We start from the raw sequence: 23,597 nt of genomic DNA, 5'->3' as shown, positions 1-23,597 counted from the left end.
AAAATACCATTATATTTAAACAAGTTTTTCATTTAATTATTATTTACTAATTGTTAAACTTAATTTTTTTAATATTGCATCTTTTTATTTGATTTATATATTATACTTCTTATATTAACTATAGAGAACTAAAAATTTTAAACTCTTACTTAATTTTAATTATTATATTTTCTACTTCTATATTATAGCATTTTTCTTAAATTATAAAGAACCATAAATTTAAAAAGTTTCAATTTACATGCAATAAAATAAACTTTTAAAAACATAATAATTATTACTATATTTTTAAAAGTTTTATCATTGTATAAACTTATTTTTCATTATCTAATATTAATTTAGGTTTAAAATCTATATGATCACAAGATGTTAATACATACTCAACATCATTTTTACAACCTTCAAAAGCCCATGGTAACCCTGCTCCATGAATATGTCCATATATTACTTTTTCAACATTAAATTCTTCAATAATTTCTATAATTTCATTTTCCTCTTCACTATCATTAACTGGTGGATAATGTAACATAACTATTATTTTGCTATATCCATCCTTTTTTGCACTTTCTAAGGAAAGTCTTAATCTAATTAATTCTCTATCATATATTTTTTTATCATGAGTTGTAAACTTTGAACTCTTTGGTGTAATCCATCCTCTACTACCACATATAGCATAATCTTCATATACAAAGTAATTATTCTGTATGAAATGCATATCTTCATACATTGCATTTAACTTCGTTATACTAGTCCACCAATAATCATGATTTCCTCTAACTAATATTTTTTTACCTGGAAGTGAATTAATAAAATCTAAATCATTCTTACCTTCTTCAACTTTCATTGACCAAGAAATATCTCCAGCTATTAATACAGTATCATTTTCATTTATAAGTTTCATCCAATTTTCTTTTATCTTCTCATCATGATTAGCCCAATTGTCTCCAAATATATCCATAGGTTTTTCACTATTGAAAGCTAAATGTAAATCTGATATAGCATATAATGCCAATATTTTCACCTACTTTTTAATTCTATTATCAACATCCATTACATATGCAATTATTTTAGCTACTACATCATACAGCTCTGTTGGTATTTCTTCTCCAACATCTACATTTGTTAAAAGATTTGCAAGTTCTTTGTTTTCTACTATAGGTACATTAGCCTCTTCTGCATTTTCCAATATCTTATCTGCTACATGTCCCATACCTACTGCTGTAACTTTAGGTGCTGTACTTCCAAAATCATATTGTAATGCGGCAGCTTTTTTCTTTTCCTTCATGTCACCACATCCTACTATATTTATATTTATTATATTTTCTAAAATTGCACGTAATATATTTTATTATACTATAAATTTATATTTTAAACCATTACGTCTAACATCCCTAAATTTTTATCATTAAAAAACTCTCTGCAATTACTCATATTAAACTCTTCCATTTTTTCATTTACTTGTACATTAAAAGAATATGAATTTAGATTTAAATCTTTTATTAAATCATCTTTGTATAATTCTATGATGTCCATAAACTCTTTATTAGATTCTATATTTATATCTATATAATAATTATTTACAGATACATAAGCATCAACCACTCCCATATTTATAGTTGTTATACTAGTTGCAATTTTCATATTTGTAGAGTCTAATTTCTTTCCTTTTCCTCTCTCATCCTTTATAACTAATTTGCAATCATACTCTTGTTTTTCAATGTTCATTGGTACATTTAAAAAATAATAGTCATTACTAAGTGTATTAAACATCTTAAAATCTTGCATTTTACCTTCCATAAATTGCATTGCTTTTGCAAATGTTTCTGGATTTTCCTTACTAGCTTTTATTAATGTTTGTATACTCTCTTTTAAATTTGTTGTCTTTTCTTTGATTTGATTTTTAACTACTTCATCAAGTGGTGCTTTAAATTTATCTTTTATTTCTTTTCCATTTTCTTTTAAAATTTCTTTAGTATTAATATTCTCTTCTGTTTTTACTTCTTGATTTTGTGCTTTTTTTTCATTACCTTCTATTTGAACATTTTCCTTTGCCTTATTATTTTGTTCTAATTTATTGACACTATTTTCACTGTTAATTTCTTTATTATTTACATCTAATTTTTTAATTAAACTTTCAATATCTTTAACATCCTTAAATATGTTTGTCTCTCCATTATTTAGTTTGCTAAAACTCTCAATATTCTCCTTAGTTAAGGGTATATTCTCTTCTTTGAGCATAAAAATTGTTTTTGAATCCATAGTTTTTAATTCTGAAAAAAATTTTTTTAAGGTGTTTTCTATTTTATTACCTTGTTCACTATCTAGAGGTATGTTTTTGGCACTCAAATACTTATCAATAAATTTTTGTTCTTCTTTCGGATTAGTGTTTATTCTCTCTTTAAACTCTAATAAATTTTTAACCTCATCAATATTTTCTTGAGTCAATGCAATATTAAAATCAAGCATTTCTTTTATTATACTTTCATCACCTTTACTAACATTTAAACCTAAATTCTTTGCTATTTGAAGTAATACATCTTTTTGTGAAGTTGGAAGTTCTCCTTTTCCTGAATTTTCACTGTCATTTTTAAGCATTAAAATTAATTTTCCATCTTTTATATCACTAACTACAAACTTTAAAAGCTGATTATCTACAAGACTACCTTCAATACTATTATCTATTCTAGCTGGAAATTGTCTTCCATCCAATAATCTTACAATTACCTCATCGCTACCTTTATTTATGTTTAGTATTCTAGCAGTTACTGATTCCCCTTTTCTAAAGGTCATCTTATTGAAAGATTCTCTTGTATCTTGATTTTGCAATATTTGAATTCTAGATATATCTGAAGTATTCATACATCTCACTCCCCTAAAATTATTTTTTGTGTAATTCTTTATATTATAACGTCTTCAACCTTTAAATCATTAAATAAATTTATATCTTTATAATTTATATTATCGTATTAATTTTATATTTTTTCATAAAAAAATAAAACAAAGGATTTTTGACACCTTTGCTTTATTTAATCTCATCTTGTATTTTTTAACTTATTTACAATATTTTTTATTTCCCTTTTATCTTTTGTTTTCATAATTAAAGACATTACTGCTACGCCATCTGCTTTAGCGTTCCAAACATCTTGTACATTGTCTAAATTTATTCCGCCTAGCGCCACAATAGGTATATTTACTTCACACTTCAAGTTTCTTATAAATTCTGTTCCTTTTCCTTGTAAACCCATTTTACATTCAGTTTCATAAATGTTGCTACACAACAAGTAACTTGCACCTAATTTTTCAGCACTTATAGCCTCTTCTATTGAATGTATTGACACTCCAATAGTCCTTATACTCTTAGGTATAATCTCCATACTATCTTTAAATGTACTATAACTTAATTGAATACCATATGCATTCAGTTCTTTTGCAACCATAAAATTGCTATTAACTATTAACTTACACTTTGAACCATCCATGTAACCTTTTATCTTTTTTCCTATACTATATAAACTCTTATCATCTAAATCTTTCTCTCTCAGTATTATCCTATCAATTCCATACTCAATAGATTTCTTTACTATTTCTAAGTATTTATGTTCTTCACAAAGACTCCTATTTGTAATTAAGTATACCATCTTAGAAATCTATCCAATCTTTAAATATTGGCTGATATCCTCTTTCTAATAAATCTTTTTTTACCTCAATTTCATCTCTATCATCTGATATCTCAAATTGCGCTGTACTTGCACTATTTTCATCTATGTGACTTCCTACTTCTGTAGAGCTTGAAGCTGACATTTTAGTTACTCCTAAAGGTAATAGATTCTCTCTAAATTCTTTTGATTCCCTAGTTGATATATTTATATGTGAACTTCTAAACATTAATCTAAATGCTAAAATAGCTTGTACTATATTTTTATCACTTACATCTACTAAATCATTAAACACTCCTGCATGTGGTCTTATCCTTGGAAATGAAAAGGATACATCTACATATGGATATTTATCTTGTAGATATTTTCCATGAACACCTGTCATAAATGCCTCCTCCCTCCAATTATATAAGCCTAATAAAGCCCCAATGTTTACACTTCTCATCCCGGCTTTACAACCACTCTCTGGAGAATTTAATCTAAACTCATAATTTCTTTTTGGTCCCTTTAAATGCACTTTTTTATATTTTTCTTTATTATATACTTCTTGATATACAGTTAAACTATCTACACCATTTTCAACTAAATACTTATATTCATCTTCCTTTAATGGATATATTTCTATAGTTATAGAAGTAAAATATTTTTTAAGTACCTTAACAGCATCTTTTATATATTCTACAGGAGTGGTTACAGGATCCTCACCTGTTAAAAGAATAATATGCTTAAATCCTTTTTCACTTACAGCTTTTCCTTCCCTATCTATTTCATCTAAATTTAATTTTCTTCTTTTTATATCATTCTCTATATTAAAACTACAATAAGCACATTTATTTACACAGTGATTTGCTATGTAAATTGGAGTATATAAAAGTATTGTATTTCCAAAATGCTTTTTAGTAATAATATGAGCTTTCTGAGCCATTACCTCTAAAAAATTTTCTGCTCTAGGACTTAATAATGTTAATAAATCTATTTCATTTAAATTTTCCTTATTTATGCTTCTTATTACATCATCATCACTTAATTCATTAAAAAACTTTTCATAATTAAAATCTTCATATTTTCTTATTTCTTCTAATACACTCATTTTAACACTCTCCTAAAAATCCTGTTAATGGAGATGATGCATTGGCTTTAATATCAACTGTTCCTAGTTTTGCTTCATAAGCAATTCTTCCTGCCTCTACTGCAAGTTTAAATGCTCTGGCCATTTCTATTGGATTTTTAGATGATGCTATTGCAGTATTTAACATAACTGCTGCTGCTCCCATCTCCATTGCCTCTGCTGCCTCTGATGGTCTTCCTATACCTGCATCAACTATAACTGGAACATTTAATTCCTCTATCATTATTCTTATTAATTCCTTTGTTTTAATTCCTCTATTAGATCCTATTGGTGCACCTAATGGCATTATTGCAACAGCTCCAGCCTCAGCCATTCTTTTAGCTGCAATTAAATCTGGACTCATATATGGCATAACCTTAAAGCCTTCTTTTGCTAATATTTCTGTTGCCTTTATATTTTCAAAATTATCTGGCATTAAATACTTTGTTTCTGGTATAATTTCAAGCTTTATAAAGTCACCACAACCCATAGCTCTAGATATTCTTGCTATTCTAACAGCTTCCTCTGCATTTCTTGCTCCTGAGGTATTTGGAAGCAATGTTATACTTTTATCTATATATTCTAAAACATTTTCTTCCTTGTTATCTAAATCTACTCTTCTTAATGCTAATGTCACCATTGCTGGTTCTGCAGCTTTTATTATATCTGGCATTATTTTGTTGCTACTATACTTTCCTGTTCCTATAATAAGTCTTGAATTAAATTCCATATCTCCTAATAAAAATCTTTCCATCTTTTTATTCCCCCATTTATACATTATATTTTTATACTTCATCTATTCCTAGAAGAAGTCTTACAGCCATATTGGCTTGATGATTTGCACATATGCTAACTCTAGGAGCCATAAGCCCACACCCTAATTTTGCTTCATTTTCTAAGTCACCACATATATAAAATCGTGAATTAATTTTTTTTGTAATTATGCTGTTACTAGAATAGTACCCTGCCATACCTGATGAACTTATTATTTTTATATTTTCCATTGTACTTAAACATTCATTTACAATTATTGCTTTAGTTTTTGGATTATCCACAGCTTCTATTAAAATATTTACATCAGCAAAAATATCTTTTATTCTTCCTTCTTTTAAATATTCATTAACCATTTGAATTTTTGTAAAAGGATTTATATTTTCTAAAATTTCCTTCATAGCTTCAGTTTTAAGTTTTCCTATTTGTTTAAAATAGTACTGTTGTCTATTTAAATTACTTGGCTCAACCACATCATAATCTAGTAATTTTAATTGTCCTACGCCCATCCTAACTAATGAAATTGCAATATTTGAACCTAATCCTCCAAGTCCTATTATTCCAACTTTACCATTTTTAAGTTTTTCAAAGACTTCTGGACTATGTCTAGCCATCATAAGATGTTCAAGTTCATTCAAACTAGGCATTATTCCTTTTTTTATAAGGACAATTTTATCATTTTCCTTAATTTTATAATCATCACTTACAACAAATCCATTTATGATTTTTAAATCACAATCAATTTTATATTTTTTTACAATCTCACTTATAACACAAGGTTCACAATTTAAATATTCTTCATTTAAAAATATTTTCATTTAGCCACCTCCAACAAAAGACACTATTTCTAAATTATCATCATTATTTAAAATTATTTCTTTATACTCTTCTTTAGGTACTATTTTAAAATTTAATTCAACAACAACTAAATCTTGTTTTAAATTTAAATGTTCTAGAAGTTTTAAAATTGTAATCTCATCTTTAAATTCATAAACTTTACCATTAACTTTCATTTTCTCACCTCCTATAGGGTTGCAAATTTAAATTAATAGCTTTATCAAAGGATACTAGTAAAATTACATGTTATTCCTATTTTTTCATTTAAAACCAATTAAGAACTAAGAGTGAAAAGTGAATAGTTATGGTGTATATTACTCACTTTGTTCCTAATATCTAAAAATAGAAACACATAAAAACTAGTTTTTATATGTTATTTAAATCATTTGCTTTGCAAATTATTATATAAACTAATTTTAAAAACTGAGATTTCAGTTTTATCCTTCATTGTTAATTTTTGTACAACACTTTAAATTTCTCTTTCTCAACTTAAATAAGAATAATTGTATTTTTCAATTTGTTTCCCCATATAGGATTCCAAATTCAAATTTTAAATAGCAAATTCATTAGAGTTTCTTTGAAATTTTTATGAATAACGTTTTAAATAATTACTGCTTCTTGGAATAACACTATTCTCATTTAATATTTGAATAATTTCATTTTTATGCAATAAAAAAAGCTCACTACGTAAGCGAGCTTAATAATCAGAAAATTCTTACTTAAAAGTATTAATTTAAACTGAACTTTTGCTTCCCTACGCTGGTATTATCCATGTCAGGTTCAAGGGTTAGAATATATAATTATATATTCCTCTCAGCCACTGGGCACCCCTAGCACTATGAACATTTTTTTATAAAATTTACTAAATATTCATTTCTATCTTTATTATATACCTTATTTTTAAAAAGTAAATATAATTATTCAGAATTATTCAACATAAATATAAAAGCTATTTCAAATCAACACTAAGTTTATTTGAAATAGCTAATTAAATATATAATTCTTATTGAATTTCTAACTTATAGAATTTTTTCTTACCTCTTTTTATTAATGAGTATCCTTCTTCATTTATAAAGGAGTTTTCAAATTCTGCATTTACATCTTCTATTTTAGTTTCATTTATAGTTAATCCACCTTGTTGTATAAGTCTTCTTCCCTCTGCTTTAGATGGCACTATTTTTGTTTCCACTAATATATCTAATATTTTAGCATTTTCCATATCTTTTGTTATTGTTACAGTTGGAACATTTGACATATCAACTCCGCCACTAAATAAAGCTTCTGCTGCTTCTTTGGCTTTATTTGCTGCTTCTTCTCCATGAATAAGTTTTGTAACTTCATAAGCTAAAATAGTTTTTGCTTTATTTATTTCAGCACCCTCTAATGCACCAAGTCTTCTTACTTCATCCATTGGTAAGAATGTTAATAATGATAAGCATTTCTCAACATCTGCATCATCTATATTTCTCCAATATTGGAAGAAATCAAATGGTGACACTTTGTTTGGATCTAACCATAATGCTCCATTTGCAGTTTTCCCCATTTTCTTACCTTCACTGTTTGTTAATAATGCACAAGTCATTCCATATGCAGATTTTGATTCTTTTCTTCTTATAAGATCCATACCTGCTAATATATTAGACCATTGATCATCTCCACCAAGTTCCATTGTGCAGTTATATTTTTGATTTAAAACTAAGAAATCATATCCTTGCATTAACATGTAATTAAATTCTAAGAATGATAATCCTTTTTCCATTCTTTGTTTAAAACATTCTGCTGTTAACATTTTATTTACAGAGAAATGAATACCTATATCTCTTATAAATTCTACATAATTTAAGTCAAATAACCAATTTGCATTATTTTCAAGTATTGCTTTTCCTTCACTAAAATCAATTAATCTTGATAATTGAGCTTTTATTCCAGCTACATTTCTATCTATATCTTCTTTAGTAAGCATTTTTCTCATGTCAGTTCTTCCTGATGGATCTCCTATCATCGCAGTTCCACCACCAACTAAAGCTATTGGTCTATGTCCTGCTTGTTGCATATGTGCCATAAACATCATAGCTATAAAGTGTCCAACATGTAAACTCTCTGCTGTTGGATCAAACCCTATATAAAAAGTTACCTTTTCTTTTCCTAATATTTCTCTTATTTCATCCTCATGAGTTAATTGTTTTAAAAATCCACGTTCTTTTAGAACATCATATACATTTGTAGTCATAAAATTCTCCTCCACTTTTGTAAGGCTTATACGCCAAATTATTTTATTTGCTTATTTTTTCTTAATTATTCTTATGAACTTTTATATAAAAAACTATATAAAAAAGTCCCTAGTTAAAAACTAGGGACGAAACTTTCCGTGGTACCACCCAAATTGACTTTTAATACTAAATATATTTATTATAAAAGTCCACTTTAATCTTATAACGTCAGATTTACGTTTCAGCCTACTCTATTTATAATTTCAGCTTAAAGCTCCAGAATGTATTTCTCTAAAATTCTTAACTGATTTGCACCACCCATCAGCTCTCTTTATAAGTTTTATAGATACTTCTTTCCTTCATAGCCTTTGTATTATTGAATTTATAATCTATAATACTATTAATTAATGATAAATACAAGTAGTTTTTTGTTTATACTACATATTTTTTTATTTTTTCAGGAAGTTCATTGCATTTTGCACTTATATTTATATAAAAGTCAATACTGTGATTATTAACTAAGTATTCTATTTTATTAAATAATTCTACCATTTCTTCATTTTTCATGTTTTTTATTATACCGTCTATCATTACATACTCTACATCATAATCTTGTGAAATTATTCCACATAAAAAACCTTCTATTTCTTTTGAATTTCTAAGTTTAAAATCTTCTGCACATATAAATCTTATACTTTTATTTAGCTGAAAAAGCATTTTTTTATCATCATCTACATAAACTAGATTTCCTTTTGCTTTTAAAGCCTTTTCATTTGCTAAGTCAACCAGAGCTTTTGTTTTACCTGAACCTTTTTCGTTACAGAATATATTTATCATTTTCCACGCCCCCAAACTTATTTTTTTGATTTCATTGTGCCTTATGGAATATTTTCCATTACTATTAAATTATATTAATTATATAATATTCAGAATTTTTTAACAATGGTTTATTTATTAAAATTTTTAACACCTGGTAAAACTACTTTAAATATATTTCTTTCTTCATCATTTATAAAATGTATTTCTCCTTTTCTCTTAAACTTTTTCTTTATTATTGTAAATCCAGAAAATTTTTTTAAAAATCTTTTCTTTTCATCTATAGTTATTATCTTCTCATATATCCACATATTTCTCCTAATGTAATTTTCTTTATTTGATCCTATTGCTTTTAGTAAACATCCTGGACTAATTATTACAATACTTTTATACCCTATAATAACTTCAATAAATTTATTGTACATACTATAATCTCTATACATAATAGCATTATTAATTGCTTCTATAACTGCTTCTCTAGGATACATCTCTGGCAAAATTTCTTTTATAACAGCTTCTGTTTCATCTAACATATATAATATATTTCCACTAATCACTATTGTATTTTCTCTCTTATTAGATACTTTATTTATTATTTTTATCATATTATGTGGTAAATAAATAGATGTGAACTTTGTAAAAATCAAAGCACTTCCTAATGTCAAAACTTTTTTTCCACTTTCTTTATCCAAATACACTATACCTGCATTTTCCATAAGTTCATCTCTATTTTCATCATCTATTTCGAATCCTTTTTTTTGAAAATACATATCTATCATAGGTATATCTAATGCTATAATTGAGCTCTTCATTATAGGTATAGATTCTATAGTTAAACTTAAAGAGTTACTAAACATAGTTATAATTTCATCACGTCTCATGGTATCTGTTGTTGAGCCTCTTCTTATATAAAAAGACCCATTTTCTCTAATTTGATATGGACTTTGATCAGATGTATATATAGTTATTATTCCAACCTTTTTATTTTTATAATTAATAAATTCTAAAGAAACTGGTATAGGTGGCTCACATCTAGAACTTACTATTTGTTGAACCTTTTCTTCTGTTAGTCTTTCATCATCTATACCTACAATTTCTTTACTTTTGTCCTCAACACCTATAATTATATATCCTCTTCCACCTCTAGAATTAGCAATAGCACAAACGTCTTTTGCTAATTCTTTTTTACCACTTTCCGTATATATATCAATTTTCCTTTTAAAATCTAACTTAGTCCCTTCTTCTTTTTTTAGTAGAGTTTTTACTTTTTTATTATCCATCTTGCTCATTCCCTCAACTAAATAATAAAATTTTAATATTATCTCTCATTACTATTGTATTTAGCAACTTCATTTATTTTACTCAAATTTATATTGTTAAATATAAGTTTATATTTTCAATTATATAACTATTAAAATTTCAATGAATTATCCGTTAATTTTATTATACAATATTGTATAATACCCAAATTATGTTATAATAAAATTAAAGAGATTTTTTATATCTCTAGTTAAAAAAGATTAATTAGAACAAGGCTTTTATCCAAATTAACTCCTTTAATGAAGAGGAAAGTAAGATAATCCATGTTTAATTAGTCCTTAGATTTAAAGGAGGTAAATGAAATGGCAGATAAGACTATCGTTTGCAAAGATTGCGGAAAAGAATTTATATTTACTGAAGGAGAGCAAGCTTTTTACAAAGAAAAAGGATTTGAAAATGATCCAGTAAGATGCCCTGAGTGCAGAAAAGCTAGAAAAAATGCTAGAAACAACTTCAATAGATAATTAATTTGAAAGTTACAAGAGAGCTAATTTAAGCTCTCTTTTTTTATTTTTTCTATACTCAATTTACTTATTACTTTAAATAATATCCCTACTTCTTTTTATAAAATAAAAAATACGGAGGCTAAAACCTCCGCTCACACTATTAAAATATTTATAGCTTTATTCTTTTCTTTAAAAGTTCTGATAGTGGCAATGCTATTAACATTCCTAGTGCTACCTGAAGCACATTATTAAATATTGATCCAACTGCATTAGGGAAGTCATATAATATCCATCCAGCAAAAAAATATCCTATTATCATAACTATTCCCGCTATAAGAAATGCACAGAAATTATTTAAAAACTTCTTACCTTCACACTCACCCCTATAGGCTATCATAGCAGCTATATATCCCATAGCTCCTTTTATTACAAATGTAAATGGAGCCCAAGCACCATATCCTGATAATAAATCAAATAAACACATACCAATAGCAGCAGCTGTAGCGCCCTTCTTTTTACCTAATAATATTGCCGCTATAAATACAGCACTATCACCTAAATGAAGAACACCTTGCCCAAAAGCTGATGGAACATGAATCACAGCCGTAGCTACATATACTATAGCCGCCATCAATGCTACTTGAACAAGAGAAAGAACACTTGTTTTGTTAGCTGCTTTATTTTGTACATTATCTAACATAAATCTACACCCCTCATTGTATCGTTACAATTTTTATCTTTAATATAATTTCATAATTATATTACTACAATATTACAATTATTACAATACAATTCTAAATGTTTATTTCAAATAATATATTTAGTAGTACAAAAAATAGTGATTTAAAGTAAAATTTCTCTACTTTAAATCACTATATATTAATTGTTTTTAGCTATACCTGATAGAACTAATCCTTTATTATGTTCTAATGCCCAACTAATACCCCAATCATTTTGGAATATTAATAAATCTCTATCTTTTAAGTCTTTAACAACTTTAGTATCACTAGTTAAGCTTAATTCTTCTGCTTTTGTTTCAGAACTTTCTATCCATCTTATATTTCTATATGGTAACATTTCTAATTTTATATCTACATTATATTCATTTTTTAATCTAAATTCTAGAACTTCAAACTGAAGTACACCTACAACTCCAACTATTAATTGTTCTATACCTATGTGCAATTCTTTAAATACTTGAATAGCACCTTCTTGCGCAATTTGTGTCACACCTTTTATAAATTGCTTTCTTTTCATAGTATCAACTGTTCTAACTCTCGCAAAATGTTCTGGTGCAAAACTTGGTATACCTTCAAATTTAAATTTATTTTTTGGTGTACAAATAGTATCTCCTATACTAAATATACCTGGATCAAATACACCAATAATATCTCCTGCATATGCATCTTCAATTATTTCTCTGTCTTGAGCTAAAAATTGTTGAGGCTGTGCAAGTTTCATTTTTGAATTTCCTTGCATATGAAATACATCCATACCTTTTTCGAATTTTCCTGAACAAATTCTCATAAATGCAATTCTATCTCTATGAGCCTTATTCATATTTGCCTGTATCTTAAATACGAACGCTGAAAAGTCTTCGCTAAATGGATCAATTAATCCTTTATCTGACTCTCTTCCAAGTGGTGATGTAGTCAAAGCTAAGAAATGCTCTAAAAATGGTTCTACACCAAAATTAGTTAATGCACTACCAAAGAACACTGGACTTAATTCACCTTTTTTAACTTTTTCATAATCAAATTTATCTCCAGCTATGTCTAATAGCTCTATATCTTCTAATAATTTTTCGTATAAATCTTCGCCTATTTCTTCTATAATTTTTTCTTCATCTTTTATAGAAATTCTTGTAGTTGTAACTTCTCTTTGACCATGGTCTCCATCATCAAATAATTCTATTTCTTCCTTCTCTCTATCATATACACCTTTAAAATGCATACCTGAACCTATTGGCCAGTTTATTGGATAAGATTTTATTCCTAATTCATTTTCTAATTCTTCCATTAATTCAAATGGATCTCTTGTTTCTCTATCCATCTTATTTACAAATGTAAAAATAGGTATTTCTCTCATACTACAAACATGGAATAATTTTCTTGTTTGATCCTCTACACCTTTCGCTCCATCTAATACCATTACCGCACTATCTGCAGCCATAAGTGTTCTATATGTATCTTCACTAAAGTCTTGGTGTCCTGGAGTGTCCAATATGTTTATACAAAATCCATTATATCCAAATTGCATTACTGATGATGTAACAGATATTCCTCTTTTCTTTTCTATTTCCATCCAGTCAGAAACAGCATGCTTAGATGCTTTTCTTGCTTTTACAGATCCAGCCATTCTTATAGCTCCTCCGTATAAAAGCAACTTTTCAGTTAATGTTGTCTTACCAGCATCTGGGTGAGAAATTATAGCAAAGGTTCTTCTTTTCTTTATCTCATTTATATATTCACTCAAAAACAATCTCTCCTTTATTAAATTATTTTTATTGATTTTTATAAACTTAGAATTATAGAATAATTATTTTTTAGTTTAATTAGAAATAGTCTAATTACTATTATAAAAAATTAACTACAACCTTTCTATAATTCTCTAATAACATAATTTATCTTGAGCCTACTCTTTATAATATCATGTTAACTTTAGGTAAACAAGATTATATCTTAACTTGCACATGTTTCTTATTAAAATTTAAAATTTATATTAAAAAAATTTATATTCTTCTTAATCAAATTTTTAACATTAAATTCTGTCATATATTTATATCTAAATGTTATTATATGCATTATATCTTATTATTAGCAAAAAAATTAGGGGCTACTCTTTGGCGCCCCATGTAAAATCACAATACACTATTCTGATGCTATTTCTCTATTAGCTGTAGAATCCATACCTATGATATTTAAAATATTTTTTGCTCTATCTTTAGTGCATCCTGTTAATTCTATATATGGCACTGACTCATTGTCTAGGAAATTTTTTATAGCTTCATCAACTTTTTTAGCCATTTCCTCATCTTGCCATCTTACCCCATCTTTTTCATATCCAAATTCTCTACCTACATAAAATATGTAATCATACTTAGCTATATCTCTAATTGCTAAGCCATATAAATCTTTTAATATTTCCATTTCTTTTACAGTGCGCTTTTTATCACCTAACATAAATCTAGCATATATATATGGAACAAAAGTCGCATAATCTGTTATAGCATATTCATACTCTTCCAGTTCTTCTTCTAACTTTGCCTGTCCTAAATATATTCCATATTGTTCTGCAATAGTTTCTATCATGCCTTTTTCTCTTAAGTAGTCTGTACTGTATTCTGCTGCGCACCCTACATTTATACCCAAGATTTTCATTTCTACATACAAATGTTGCATAAGTGTAGTTTTTCCACATCTCGGACCACCTAAAATTGCTATTCTAGTAGTCATTCCATGACCCTCCATTTATTTAAATTGTACATTTCATTATAACAAACATTACTTTATATTTCAACAAATTGCGTCATAAAAATGAATTTACACTTTTTGCTTTCTTTAGCAATTTAAAATAACTTTTTTATACTTTATATTTACTTTTAACTATATCATTGAATTTATTGAAGTATCAGTACTTATACTTCAACTTTTACCTTCAAAATTTATTATTAATAAAAAATCATGTATTTCTTTGTATAAAATACATGATTTTATGAATTAATTAAAAAAATTTTTATTCTTCATACCAACTCTTTATTATTCTGACACTTTCAATTGATGGATAATAAAGTTTATCACCTTCTCTATTGCCTATAGCAAAAACTGAAAACCCCATATTCCAATCTTCATTTTCAAAAACTTCCTTGTATGCTTCAAATCCTACACTTTGTTCTCTATTATTAGGAATATTACTAACTAATACATTCCATGGTTCCTTCAATGCTCCATCTAACCTTGGAAAACCTAATTCACCAAAAAATATTGGCTTATTCCACTTTTTATGAAGATCGCATAATTCTTGTTTTACATTTTGTTCTCTATTATGTATTTTAGTATTCAATAAATCTTCCACTATGTCATCTTTTGTATTTATGTTTTTATCACTTAATTCAAAATAGGCTGATACACTTATAAAATCTACTTTCCCAAATACTAAATTATTAATTTTTTCATTATATTTTTCATAAGTACTCAAATCCCATTTAGCCGTATACCACCAACTAGTTCTATATGTTATAAATCCATCAAATTCTTTCCTTACATAATCAACAACATCACACCACTTATCTTCATACTTTTCTATAAAAACAAAATTAGATGCCACATTAACAGCAAACACACTAAAATGGTTACCTACATCATTTACAATCTCACTTAATACACTTTTCCAATTTTCAAAGAAAATATCTATATTTTCTGGTTGCCATTCTGTTTCGTAATCTTCACCATTATTTATCCAAGGATAAGCTTCTAAAATTATGTTTATATTTTTTCTTTTTAATTTTTTTATTAAATTTATAGCTTTGTTTTTGCTTTCTTGGTTTATGCTGAACTTATCAGATTTTAAATTTTCTATATCAACTTGTATTGGTACATTAACTGTATTCAGTCCCAACTTTTCTATATCCTCTAATGTCTGTTCTATAGTATAGTCTACCGCTAAATTTCCACTTTTAATTTTTGTATTTTCAATACTTACACCACTTTTTAAATCTTTTTTTTGAAATTTTATACACATTATACTAGTGGTTAAAACAACTATAATTAAAATTAAAAATTTGTATTTGTTTTTAATTTTTATCACCTCTTATATAGGGTTCCAAGTTCAAATTTAAAATAATAGATTTATCAAATGATATTACTAATCTTACAGTTTATTACTATTATTATGCTTGGAACCAATTAACAATTAACAGTTAACGATTAACAATGATGGTTAATTAATTTGTTCTACAAATTATTTTAAAAATCTATTTTAAAAAACTGAGCTTTCAGTTTTATCCTTCATTATTAATTGTTCATCGTTAATTGTTAATTTTTGTACAATACTTTAAGTTATTCATGTCTCAGTTGGGAATTTTAATTTTAAGTTTTAATCTATTTTTTTCTATATTTTTTAATCATAAATAATGATACAGTTCCTAACATAATTATTATTATCACAATAAATGCAATAAAGATTTTCACATTACTAGACATATGTTTTTCGACTTTATTTGTTTCATTTTCTTTTATGTCTTTTTCATATTTATCCATTTTTACATTTCCATCTATATCCAACAAAAAAACATCACCAGTTAATTGTCCTTTGTCTTCTACTTTTATAAATGAATTTACTATATTGTATATTATATTTTCATTTGTTCCTGTTATAATCATAGCACTATTTTTATTATCATTAATATTTTTTAGCAATTGAATAATTGCTAAATTCTTGCCATATTCATCTAATATTTGTTCTTTATCATTTGATTGAAAAGTATTAAAATCATTATTAAATTTTATGTGTAATTTATCATTATACTCTTTTATCAATGTATTATTATCTGGAGTACCTAAAACAATTAAATTTTTTGTAGAATCATTTTTAAAATTTTTTCTTCGTACAATTTCAAATTCTCCAGAGTTTTTCTCTAACTCTTTTCCAATATTTGATATCAGTTTTGATAGTAAATCTAAGTAAACATTATTCATTTCATTAGGTACAATCACTGATACATTGTTAAATACACCCTCTTTTATAAACGGATATGAATATGTATCAAATAAAATATCTTCTCTATCTTGATATGGAAGGTATATATTACTTTCATCCAATATATATGCCCACGGTGTATCCTTTTCAGAAAAGCTACAATATAAATCTTTCATTTCTAAATTGAATTTTACTTTAATATTATAATTACTATATCCTCTTATCTCATCAGGAATTTCTGCTTGTAAAAAATCTTCATCTGCATTTTCTAATGTTAACTTTTTACTTTTTATTGGAATATCATTTACATATATAGTTACAAGAGATTTTTCAAAATCTAAATTTTTAGAGTATCTAACTTTTAAATTAATTTTTGCTCCATTAGTAATAACTCTACCTTTTTGAAGGTTAACCATATAATTTGTTTGTTGCGTAAAAGGACCTTCTAATTTTATATCACCATACCCTAAATCTTTAAATGAAACATTATATTTAGGTTCTTCTACAATATTGTTTACATCCATATTTTCATCAATAAATACACTATTTCCTATAACTTGTTTTGTTAAATTTCCATTTGTAATAAATTTTATACATTTATTTATTAATTTATCTTGACTAGATGTTGCTATAATTAACCTCTTATTAGAATTAAATGGTGATGTAACTTCCTTTAATATTGCTTTATTGCTTATTTTAGTTATTTCATCAACACTTAATGAGTTTTTTATTTCCTCAGGTAATTTGTTAACATTCCCAATGTATATTAAATTTTCACTATTTTTAGCATTGTATTCACTATATCTACTCACTATATTATTAAACTTATTGTTCTTATTTAGTTGTCCTACATAACTAGACATAAGCATAGCTGCTGTAAGTTCTTCATCACTAAAATCATCTGGAAGTAGTATAGTTACCTTTTGATCTATATTACTTTCTTTTATGTACGGATATGGAAACTCCTTTAAACCTACATTATCTTCAATTTCTTTAAAATCTATATGAACAAAAGAATCTTTACTAAATACAATCCAATTAGCAGTATTCATATCATCTGTACAAGGTTTTTCTCCTATTCGTCTATAACTTTTCACCCTTATTTCATTAAATCCTTGATTTATAAGTTTTTTATCTAAAAATACTTTTACAGTTTGTTCTGTTTCATTTGCATCTACAAGTCTAAATGAATGTATTGGTATATTATTTAAATACACCGTAACTGTTGATTCATCTTCATTTATTAAATCACTTTGAGTAAATACTAAATTTAAATATCCATTTTCCACCTTCCACATTTTATCTATTTTAAAAAATATACTTTTACTTGCCATTACACCATTGCATTCTGTATCTTCTCCAAATGTAAAATTTTTTCCTAATATTTTTTCATCATAATTAGATGCTAAAGTTATATTAGTAAACATAATTATTAAAATAATAAAGGCTGCTAAAAATTTTTTCACATCACTCACCTCGCCTAATGTAATATTCTTTAATTCATTTTAAAATCGCTCGGTTTTATACCATTTAACTTCTCTTTTTAAAATCTTATCTTTCCAATACTGAATAATACTATTTAGTGCCACTAAAAGCCACATTTGACAATAAGTAAAATACATTATTGGTATTAACAAAATATTTTTAATTGAACTTTGCCCCTTTTCCATAGATAATGTTACAGCTACTTCTAAAATAAAAAGAATGTATGCCATTATCCATAATATGTTGAAATTTCCTGCTATCTGTATTTTCACATTAGTAAACATGCTTATTAAAAAAATAAAATCTGATATGAATACAGATGATAAAAATAATATGTATACAAGAAAAAAATATAATACATCAAATACAACCTTAGAAGGCTTTTCTGTAAAAATTTTCATTATATATTTATTTAAAACATAAATATTTCCCTTTGCCCATCTAGTTCTTTGTTTAAACCATACTTTTACAGTTTCAGGCTCTTGCTCCCAAGTAACAGCTTTAGGCATAAACGCTATTTTATATCCTAGCTTATACAATCTAAAACTTATTTCCGTATCTTCTGATATAGCCTTAGTATCCCACCCACCAAGTTCTTCTAGTACACTTTTTTTTATAACAAAATTTGTTCCTGGAATAGTACATAAATTTAAAAGTTGCCATCTTCCTGCTTGTGACATCCATTGAAAACTCAAAGTTTCTATATTTATAAATTTAGTAAGTAAGTTCCTATCTCTATTTCTAGTTCTAAACTTTCCTATTACAGCACCTAATTTATCACTACTAAGTATTGTTGTAATTAAATATCTTAACGCATTTTTTTCTGTAGTATTGTCAGCATCATATATAGCTATATATTCACCTTTTGAAAGCTCATAACCCAAGTTTAATGCATTTGATTTTCCTTTACCTCCAGTTATTTTATCTGTATTTAATATTTTTAAATTTTCTGCTTTGAATTCCTCTTTTACTTTTAATAATTCATCATAAGTATTATCACTTGAATTATCATTTATCACTATAACCTCATACTTATCATTAGGATAATTTAATAGTAATAATGATCTTACAGTTTTATATATTACTTTCCCTTCATTATGTGCTGGAACCATTATTGATACTATAGGACATTCTTCATCATCAATTAACTTTATATTTGTATTATTCATTTTCAAATAATATATATATCCACTAGTAGCTAAAACTATATTTATTAATAATACAAGCCATATAGATATCAATGAATATAAAAATAAATAATCTATAAAATTTAATTCTTTCATAACTTAAATCACCTTAAAAACTTTCTTTTATTTATATTTTTGAAATATAAAAATACTATCAAAAATATTAATGTAAACATTCCAACTATAACTATTAATGCTCTATTTATTTTTTGTATATAAGATAAGTCTTTATTATTATTTACAATTATATTTTCATCATAACTTACTTCTAGTTTTCCATTTTTAGATTTTATACTTATGTCATCCCAATTAACCCAATTGTCATACTTTTTAATATCAATAAACTTATAGTTTCTATTTTTTGCATATGTAACTACCTTTTTTAATTCATCCTTATTTAATTCAGAAGCAATATTTATAGTGTAATTAAATCCCTTTATAATATTTAATTCACTCAAATCTTTTTCCATATCTTTTTGCCAATACTTACTTTCAGCATTTATATTGCGTGAATTATTAGGAATAAATATATGTTTATCTTCAGCATATTTTATTATATATGGTAATCTAAATATGTCTGTTTCACTTTCAGATTGAAAAATTGTTGAAAAATTATTTTTTATTTTCCCGTTTAAATAGAATGAATCATTTATAATACATAATGGATATATATTACTATTCAAACAATCTACAACCTCACCTTTAATATCTTCATTATTATTTCTTAGTGATATACTAGCTCCTTTACTTTGAGCATATTTTAAAACACCTCTTAGACTTTCTGTGATATTTGAAGTGTTTACAGATATAATATATGGCACTTGTTCTTCTTCTAAAACTTTAGCTAATTCAAGTAAATTATTACTATCTGTATTTTTTGTAACATCAGATATATTTATAATAATAGAGTTTTCTTTGTCATAATTTATCTCTAAAAATTTCATTAACTCATTTATTGTTTCATATATCATTATTTTATTTTTAGGAATAACACTTTCATACCAAAATTTACCTTCAGTAACTATAAACGGTATATACTCTTTTCCATCAAAAAAACTTGACTGTATATTTAATTTATTGCTATATATAGATGTTATATTTTCTTTTGAATCCATATAAAAAATTTCATTATCATATCCCTTTATATTTATTTCTTTTAAATCATAAATATTTTTATTTATTTTAAAATTGTAATTAGGGTTATTAGAAATAACTTGTTCTATATTTCTACCTATCCAAAAAATTTTTCCGTAATAACTCTTAATGTTTTGTATAAACTCATGTTTTAAATCAGAATCATAATTTAAAACTGCAAGTATGTGGGAATATTCATTTAAATCAATGCTTTTATATTCATTTATATCTATAGTTGAAACATTGAATTTGAAGTGCTTAATTATTTCTGTTAAATAATCTATAAAACTTAAATCACCATTGAAATTTTCCTTATAATCATAAACTATTAGTACTTTATTATTTTGTTCAATGCTATATGCACTTGTAATGCTACTGCTGAATATAAAAAAACACATAAAAAAAATTATAATTATTTTCTTATACATCATATTCTAGTTCCTTTTCAGCTAATTTTTTTAACTCTATAGCATCATGAATATTTTCATTGTATTCTACTATTCCAACCTTAACCTCTACATTAATATTTTTCTCCTGATTATCTAACTTTAAATTTATATTTTTTATACCGTCCTTTACTCTTTTATTGACAACTTCCCCTCCAAGTTCATCCGTTTCAATTAAAAGTATTGCAAATGTATCATCATTAAGCATATATTGAATATCCTCAATTCTAGTTGATTTAACTATACACTCACTTATTTCACCTATTATTTCTCTCATTTTTCTCTCACCAAAATAAACTAAAAGTTCATTGTAATAACTTATTTTTATAAGCATTAAAGCCATTGGAAACTTGTGTCTTTTACATCTACTAATTTCTCTTTCCAAATCCTCATAGAACCCTTTCAAATTTGAAAGTCCAGTTTTTTTATCTATAGTAACAAGTTCTTTCATTTCATTTTTTAATTCTTTATTCTCATTTTGAATTTCCCTTAACTTATCTCCAAATCGACCTGTTAAAAACGAAATTATAGGTATTGATATAACCCATAAGTAAACATTTATATTTATATTTATATTTTGTATCAATGATAAATATAAAAAATAACTAGCATATATAAACACAGCTATAGTAGCACTTAATAATCCCCAAATTGTACCTTTGAAATATGCTATTAAAACTATAAATGCAGTTATCCCCAGCATTATAAAATCTAAAAAAGTGTTGTCATGAAGATTAAAATATAAAAATCCAAATATAATAAACACTTGCATAATCATTGCTACTATATATAAATCAATACTTCTTGATAATTTATCCATATTAAAATTCTCCTTTATTAAATTACTTACTCCTTACATTGTAATTCTAGATTGATTATCTATTTTTTCAATAATATTGTAATAAATTAATGTTTTTTTGTAATAATAACTGTATTTTATATCTACAAGAATACTTTGTCGATTTATAGTATATTTTGCACTAATATTCTATTTATAATACAAACTTAACTATTAAAATTTATAACAAAATATAACAAACAATGTAATTACAAATAATTTCCCCAATACTTATCTCATAAATTTTTATTATTAAGTTCTTACATAAAAAAAAGCATTACAATTATCGAATTTGTAATGCTTAATACTATAATTTTATCTAGGAATAAATCCTATTTTCTTTTGCATTTTTCTTAATGTTTTATTAGCAACATAATTAGCTTTTTCTGCACCTTTTTTGTATATTTCTTCTAGTTCACTTTTATTTTCTAATAATGCTTTTACCCTTTCTTGTACAGGTGTTAATTCTTCAACTATAGCTTCTGCTACATCATTTTTAAATTGAGCATAGCCTTGACCTTTATATTTATTCTCTATTTCTTCAAAAGTATATCCCTTTATATTTGATAGTATTGTCATTAAGTTTTTAACACCTGGTTGTTCATCACTATACTTAACTTCACCTATACTATCAGTAACTGCTCTAGATATTTTTTTTCTTATAACATCTGGTTCATCCATAATTAATATATAGCTATTTGGATTATCTTCAGACTTTGACATTTTCTTTTCTGGATTTTGTAAATCCATTATTTTGGCTCCTGTTTTACTCAAATAGGCTTCTGGAATAGTAAATGTAGGACTATAAGTTTTATTAAATCTTTCAGCTAAATCTCTTGCAAGTTCTAAATGTTGAACTTGATCAGCCCCTACTGGAACTACATCTGTTTGATATAATAAAATATCCGATGCCATTAATAATGGATAGGTAAATAATCCTGCCCCTATACTTTCACCACTTTTTTTTGATTTTTCCTTATATTGAGTCATTCTTGAAAGTTCACCCATATATCCATTACAAGTTAAAAGCCATGAACACTCACTATGTGCTGGAACATGTGATTGGATAAATAGTGTGTTTTTCTCTGGGATTATTCCTGATGCTATATATATAGCCAATATTTCTAATGTTCTTTTTCTTAAATCCGCTGGTTTTTGCATTACTGTTATTGCATGTAAATCAACTACACAAAAATAACAATCATATTCATCTTGAAGTTTTACCCAATTTTTTATTGCTCCTAAATAATTTCCTAATGTCAAATTTCCAGAGGGCTGAATTCCACTGAAAATAACTTTTTTCTTATCTTCCATAATAAAAAACCTCCATAAATTTATTTTAAATAAAATATAAAAAAGCCCTATGGAAATTCCATAGGGCGTGTATTAACGCGGTACCACCTAATTTTAAGTAAATACTTATCTTTTCAGATACTAACATATCTTACCTTTATAACGGAAGGAACCGTCAAAAGCTACTTTTAAATTCACCTTTGCTCTCAAAGACCCATTCAGTTTAATCATAATTGCGATAATTTCACCATCTATCACTCTCTAAAAATCTGTTTTTAAACTTACTTACTTCTTATCATAGATTTGAACTTATTTTATAATATTATATTCCGCAATTTAATTTTAGTCAATGTTTT

Annotated in this window: 21 protein-coding genes, 1 riboswitch and 2 other annotated features; of the genes, 1 reads left to right on the top strand and 20 read right to left on the bottom strand. The window is 25.9% G+C overall.

Annotation, left to right across the window (positions count from 1 at the left end; translation table 11 throughout):
- Positions 1–310 precede the first annotated feature (310 nt).
- The 11 genes from AC07E4_RS06545 to AC07E4_RS06495 form a co-directional block, all read right to left on the bottom strand.
- Positions 311–1,009 (bottom strand): metallophosphoesterase, encoded by a 699-nt coding sequence (locus AC07E4_RS06545; protein WP_034439263.1) that lies wholly within the window; start codon positions 1,007–1,009, stop codon positions 311–313.
- Between the two features lie 9 nt (positions 1,010–1,018).
- Positions 1,019–1,282 carry an EscU/YscU/HrcU family type III secretion system export apparatus switch protein gene (locus tag AC07E4_RS06540; RefSeq protein WP_034439266.1) on the bottom strand — a complete coding sequence of 88 codons (264 nt, stop codon included), beginning with the start codon at positions 1,280–1,282 and terminating at the stop codon, positions 1,019–1,021.
- 83 nt (positions 1,283–1,365) lie between these two features.
- Positions 1,366–2,856, bottom strand: a complete 1,491-nt coding sequence (locus AC07E4_RS06535) for a hypothetical protein (RefSeq protein ID WP_034439269.1) — start codon at positions 2,854–2,856, stop codon at positions 1,366–1,368.
- A 173-nt stretch (positions 2,857–3,029) separates the two neighbouring features.
- On the bottom strand, positions 3,030–3,635 hold the full coding sequence (locus tag AC07E4_RS06530) for a thiamine phosphate synthase (protein ID WP_478215989.1): 606 nt from the start codon (positions 3,633–3,635) through the stop codon (positions 3,030–3,032).
- A 1-nt stretch (position 3,636) separates the two neighbouring features.
- On the bottom strand, positions 3,637–4,743 hold the full coding sequence (thiH, locus tag AC07E4_RS06525; protein WP_478215988.1) for a 2-iminoacetate synthase ThiH: 1,107 nt from the start codon (positions 4,741–4,743) through the stop codon (positions 3,637–3,639).
- Between the two features lies 1 nt (position 4,744).
- A complete protein-coding gene (locus AC07E4_RS06520) occupies positions 4,745–5,515 on the bottom strand; it encodes a HisA/HisF-related TIM barrel protein (protein WP_478215987.1) in 771 nt (256 codons plus the stop codon).
- Between the two features lie 31 nt (positions 5,516–5,546).
- Positions 5,547–6,350, bottom strand: a complete 804-nt coding sequence (thiF, locus tag AC07E4_RS06515) for a sulfur carrier protein ThiS adenylyltransferase ThiF (RefSeq protein ID WP_478215986.1) — start codon at positions 6,348–6,350, stop codon at positions 5,547–5,549.
- Positions 6,351–6,545: a sulfur carrier protein ThiS gene (gene thiS / locus AC07E4_RS06510; protein ID WP_478215985.1), complete on the bottom strand. Its 195-nt coding sequence runs from the start codon at positions 6,543–6,545 to the stop codon at positions 6,351–6,353.
- A 558-nt stretch (positions 6,546–7,103) separates the two neighbouring features.
- A riboswitch (TPP riboswitch) is annotated at positions 7,104–7,211 on the bottom strand.
- Between the two features lie 161 nt (positions 7,212–7,372).
- The gene (gene tyrS / locus AC07E4_RS06505) at positions 7,373–8,599 is read right to left on the bottom strand and encodes a tyrosine--tRNA ligase (RefSeq protein ID WP_430828871.1); all 1,227 of its coding nucleotides are present in this window, start codon (positions 8,597–8,599) and stop codon (positions 7,373–7,375) included.
- 119 nt (positions 8,600–8,718) lie between these two features.
- Positions 8,719–8,951, bottom strand: a binding site (T-box leader).
- A 60-nt stretch (positions 8,952–9,011) separates the two neighbouring features.
- Complete coding sequence (locus AC07E4_RS06500; RefSeq protein ID WP_478215984.1) at positions 9,012–9,416, bottom strand: hypothetical protein; 405 nt, start codon at positions 9,414–9,416, stop codon at positions 9,012–9,014.
- Positions 9,417–9,526: 110 nt separating this feature from the next.
- Positions 9,527–10,675, bottom strand: coding sequence for an AlbA family DNA-binding domain-containing protein (locus AC07E4_RS06495; protein ID WP_478215983.1), 1,149 nt, complete (start codon positions 10,673–10,675; stop codon positions 9,527–9,529).
- Between the two features lie 342 nt (positions 10,676–11,017).
- Between AC07E4_RS06495 and AC07E4_RS06490 the strand changes: the two genes are divergently transcribed.
- A complete protein-coding gene (locus AC07E4_RS06490) occupies positions 11,018–11,179 on the top strand; it encodes a zinc-ribbon domain-containing protein (RefSeq protein WP_034439289.1) in 162 nt (53 codons plus the stop codon).
- A gap of 151 nt (positions 11,180–11,330) precedes the next feature.
- Here AC07E4_RS06490 and AC07E4_RS06485 read toward each other — a convergent pair whose 3' ends face one another.
- The 9 genes from AC07E4_RS06485 to trpS all read right to left on the bottom strand — a co-directional run bounded on the left by AC07E4_RS06485 (position 11,331) and on the right by trpS (position 23,262).
- Entirely contained in the window at positions 11,331–11,861 is a 531-nt protein-coding gene (locus tag AC07E4_RS06485; protein WP_478215982.1) for an ECF transporter S component, read from the bottom strand.
- 179 nt (positions 11,862–12,040) lie between these two features.
- Positions 12,041–13,636, bottom strand: a complete 1,596-nt coding sequence (locus tag AC07E4_RS06480; protein WP_034439294.1) for a peptide chain release factor 3 — start codon at positions 13,634–13,636, stop codon at positions 12,041–12,043.
- Positions 13,637–14,031: 395 nt separating this feature from the next.
- On the bottom strand, positions 14,032–14,616 hold the full coding sequence (locus tag AC07E4_RS06475) for an ATP/GTP-binding protein (protein ID WP_034439295.1): 585 nt from the start codon (positions 14,614–14,616) through the stop codon (positions 14,032–14,034).
- Positions 14,617–14,896: 280 nt separating this feature from the next.
- Positions 14,897–15,901, bottom strand: coding sequence for a glycoside hydrolase family 113 (locus AC07E4_RS06470; RefSeq protein WP_074432669.1), 1,005 nt, complete (start codon positions 15,899–15,901; stop codon positions 14,897–14,899).
- Between the two features lie 359 nt (positions 15,902–16,260).
- Complete coding sequence (locus tag AC07E4_RS06465) at positions 16,261–18,324, bottom strand: cellulose biosynthesis cyclic di-GMP-binding regulatory protein BcsB (RefSeq protein ID WP_478215981.1); 2,064 nt, start codon at positions 18,322–18,324, stop codon at positions 16,261–16,263.
- 39 nt (positions 18,325–18,363) lie between these two features.
- Positions 18,364–19,626 (bottom strand): glycosyltransferase family 2 protein, encoded by a 1,263-nt coding sequence (locus tag AC07E4_RS06460; protein ID WP_478215980.1) that lies wholly within the window; start codon positions 19,624–19,626, stop codon positions 18,364–18,366.
- A gap of 8 nt (positions 19,627–19,634) precedes the next feature.
- The gene (locus AC07E4_RS06455; protein WP_478215979.1) at positions 19,635–21,095 is read right to left on the bottom strand and encodes a hypothetical protein; all 1,461 of its coding nucleotides are present in this window, start codon (positions 21,093–21,095) and stop codon (positions 19,635–19,637) included.
- Positions 21,085–21,930, bottom strand: a complete 846-nt coding sequence (locus tag AC07E4_RS06450) for a GGDEF domain-containing protein (RefSeq protein ID WP_430828875.1) — start codon at positions 21,928–21,930, stop codon at positions 21,085–21,087. Before AC07E4_RS06450 ends, AC07E4_RS06455 begins: the two co-directional genes overlap by 11 nt.
- A gap of 333 nt (positions 21,931–22,263) precedes the next feature.
- Positions 22,264–23,262 carry a tryptophan--tRNA ligase gene (trpS, locus tag AC07E4_RS06445; RefSeq protein WP_034439307.1) on the bottom strand — a complete coding sequence of 333 codons (999 nt, stop codon included), beginning with the start codon at positions 23,260–23,262 and terminating at the stop codon, positions 22,264–22,266.
- A 58-nt stretch (positions 23,263–23,320) separates the two neighbouring features.
- Positions 23,321–23,549 (bottom strand) — a binding site (T-box leader).
- Positions 23,550–23,597 lie beyond the last annotated feature (48 nt).

Source organism: Clostridium amazonense, from assembly GCF_056431285.1.
This window is presented reverse-complemented; position numbering and strand designations above follow the sequence as displayed.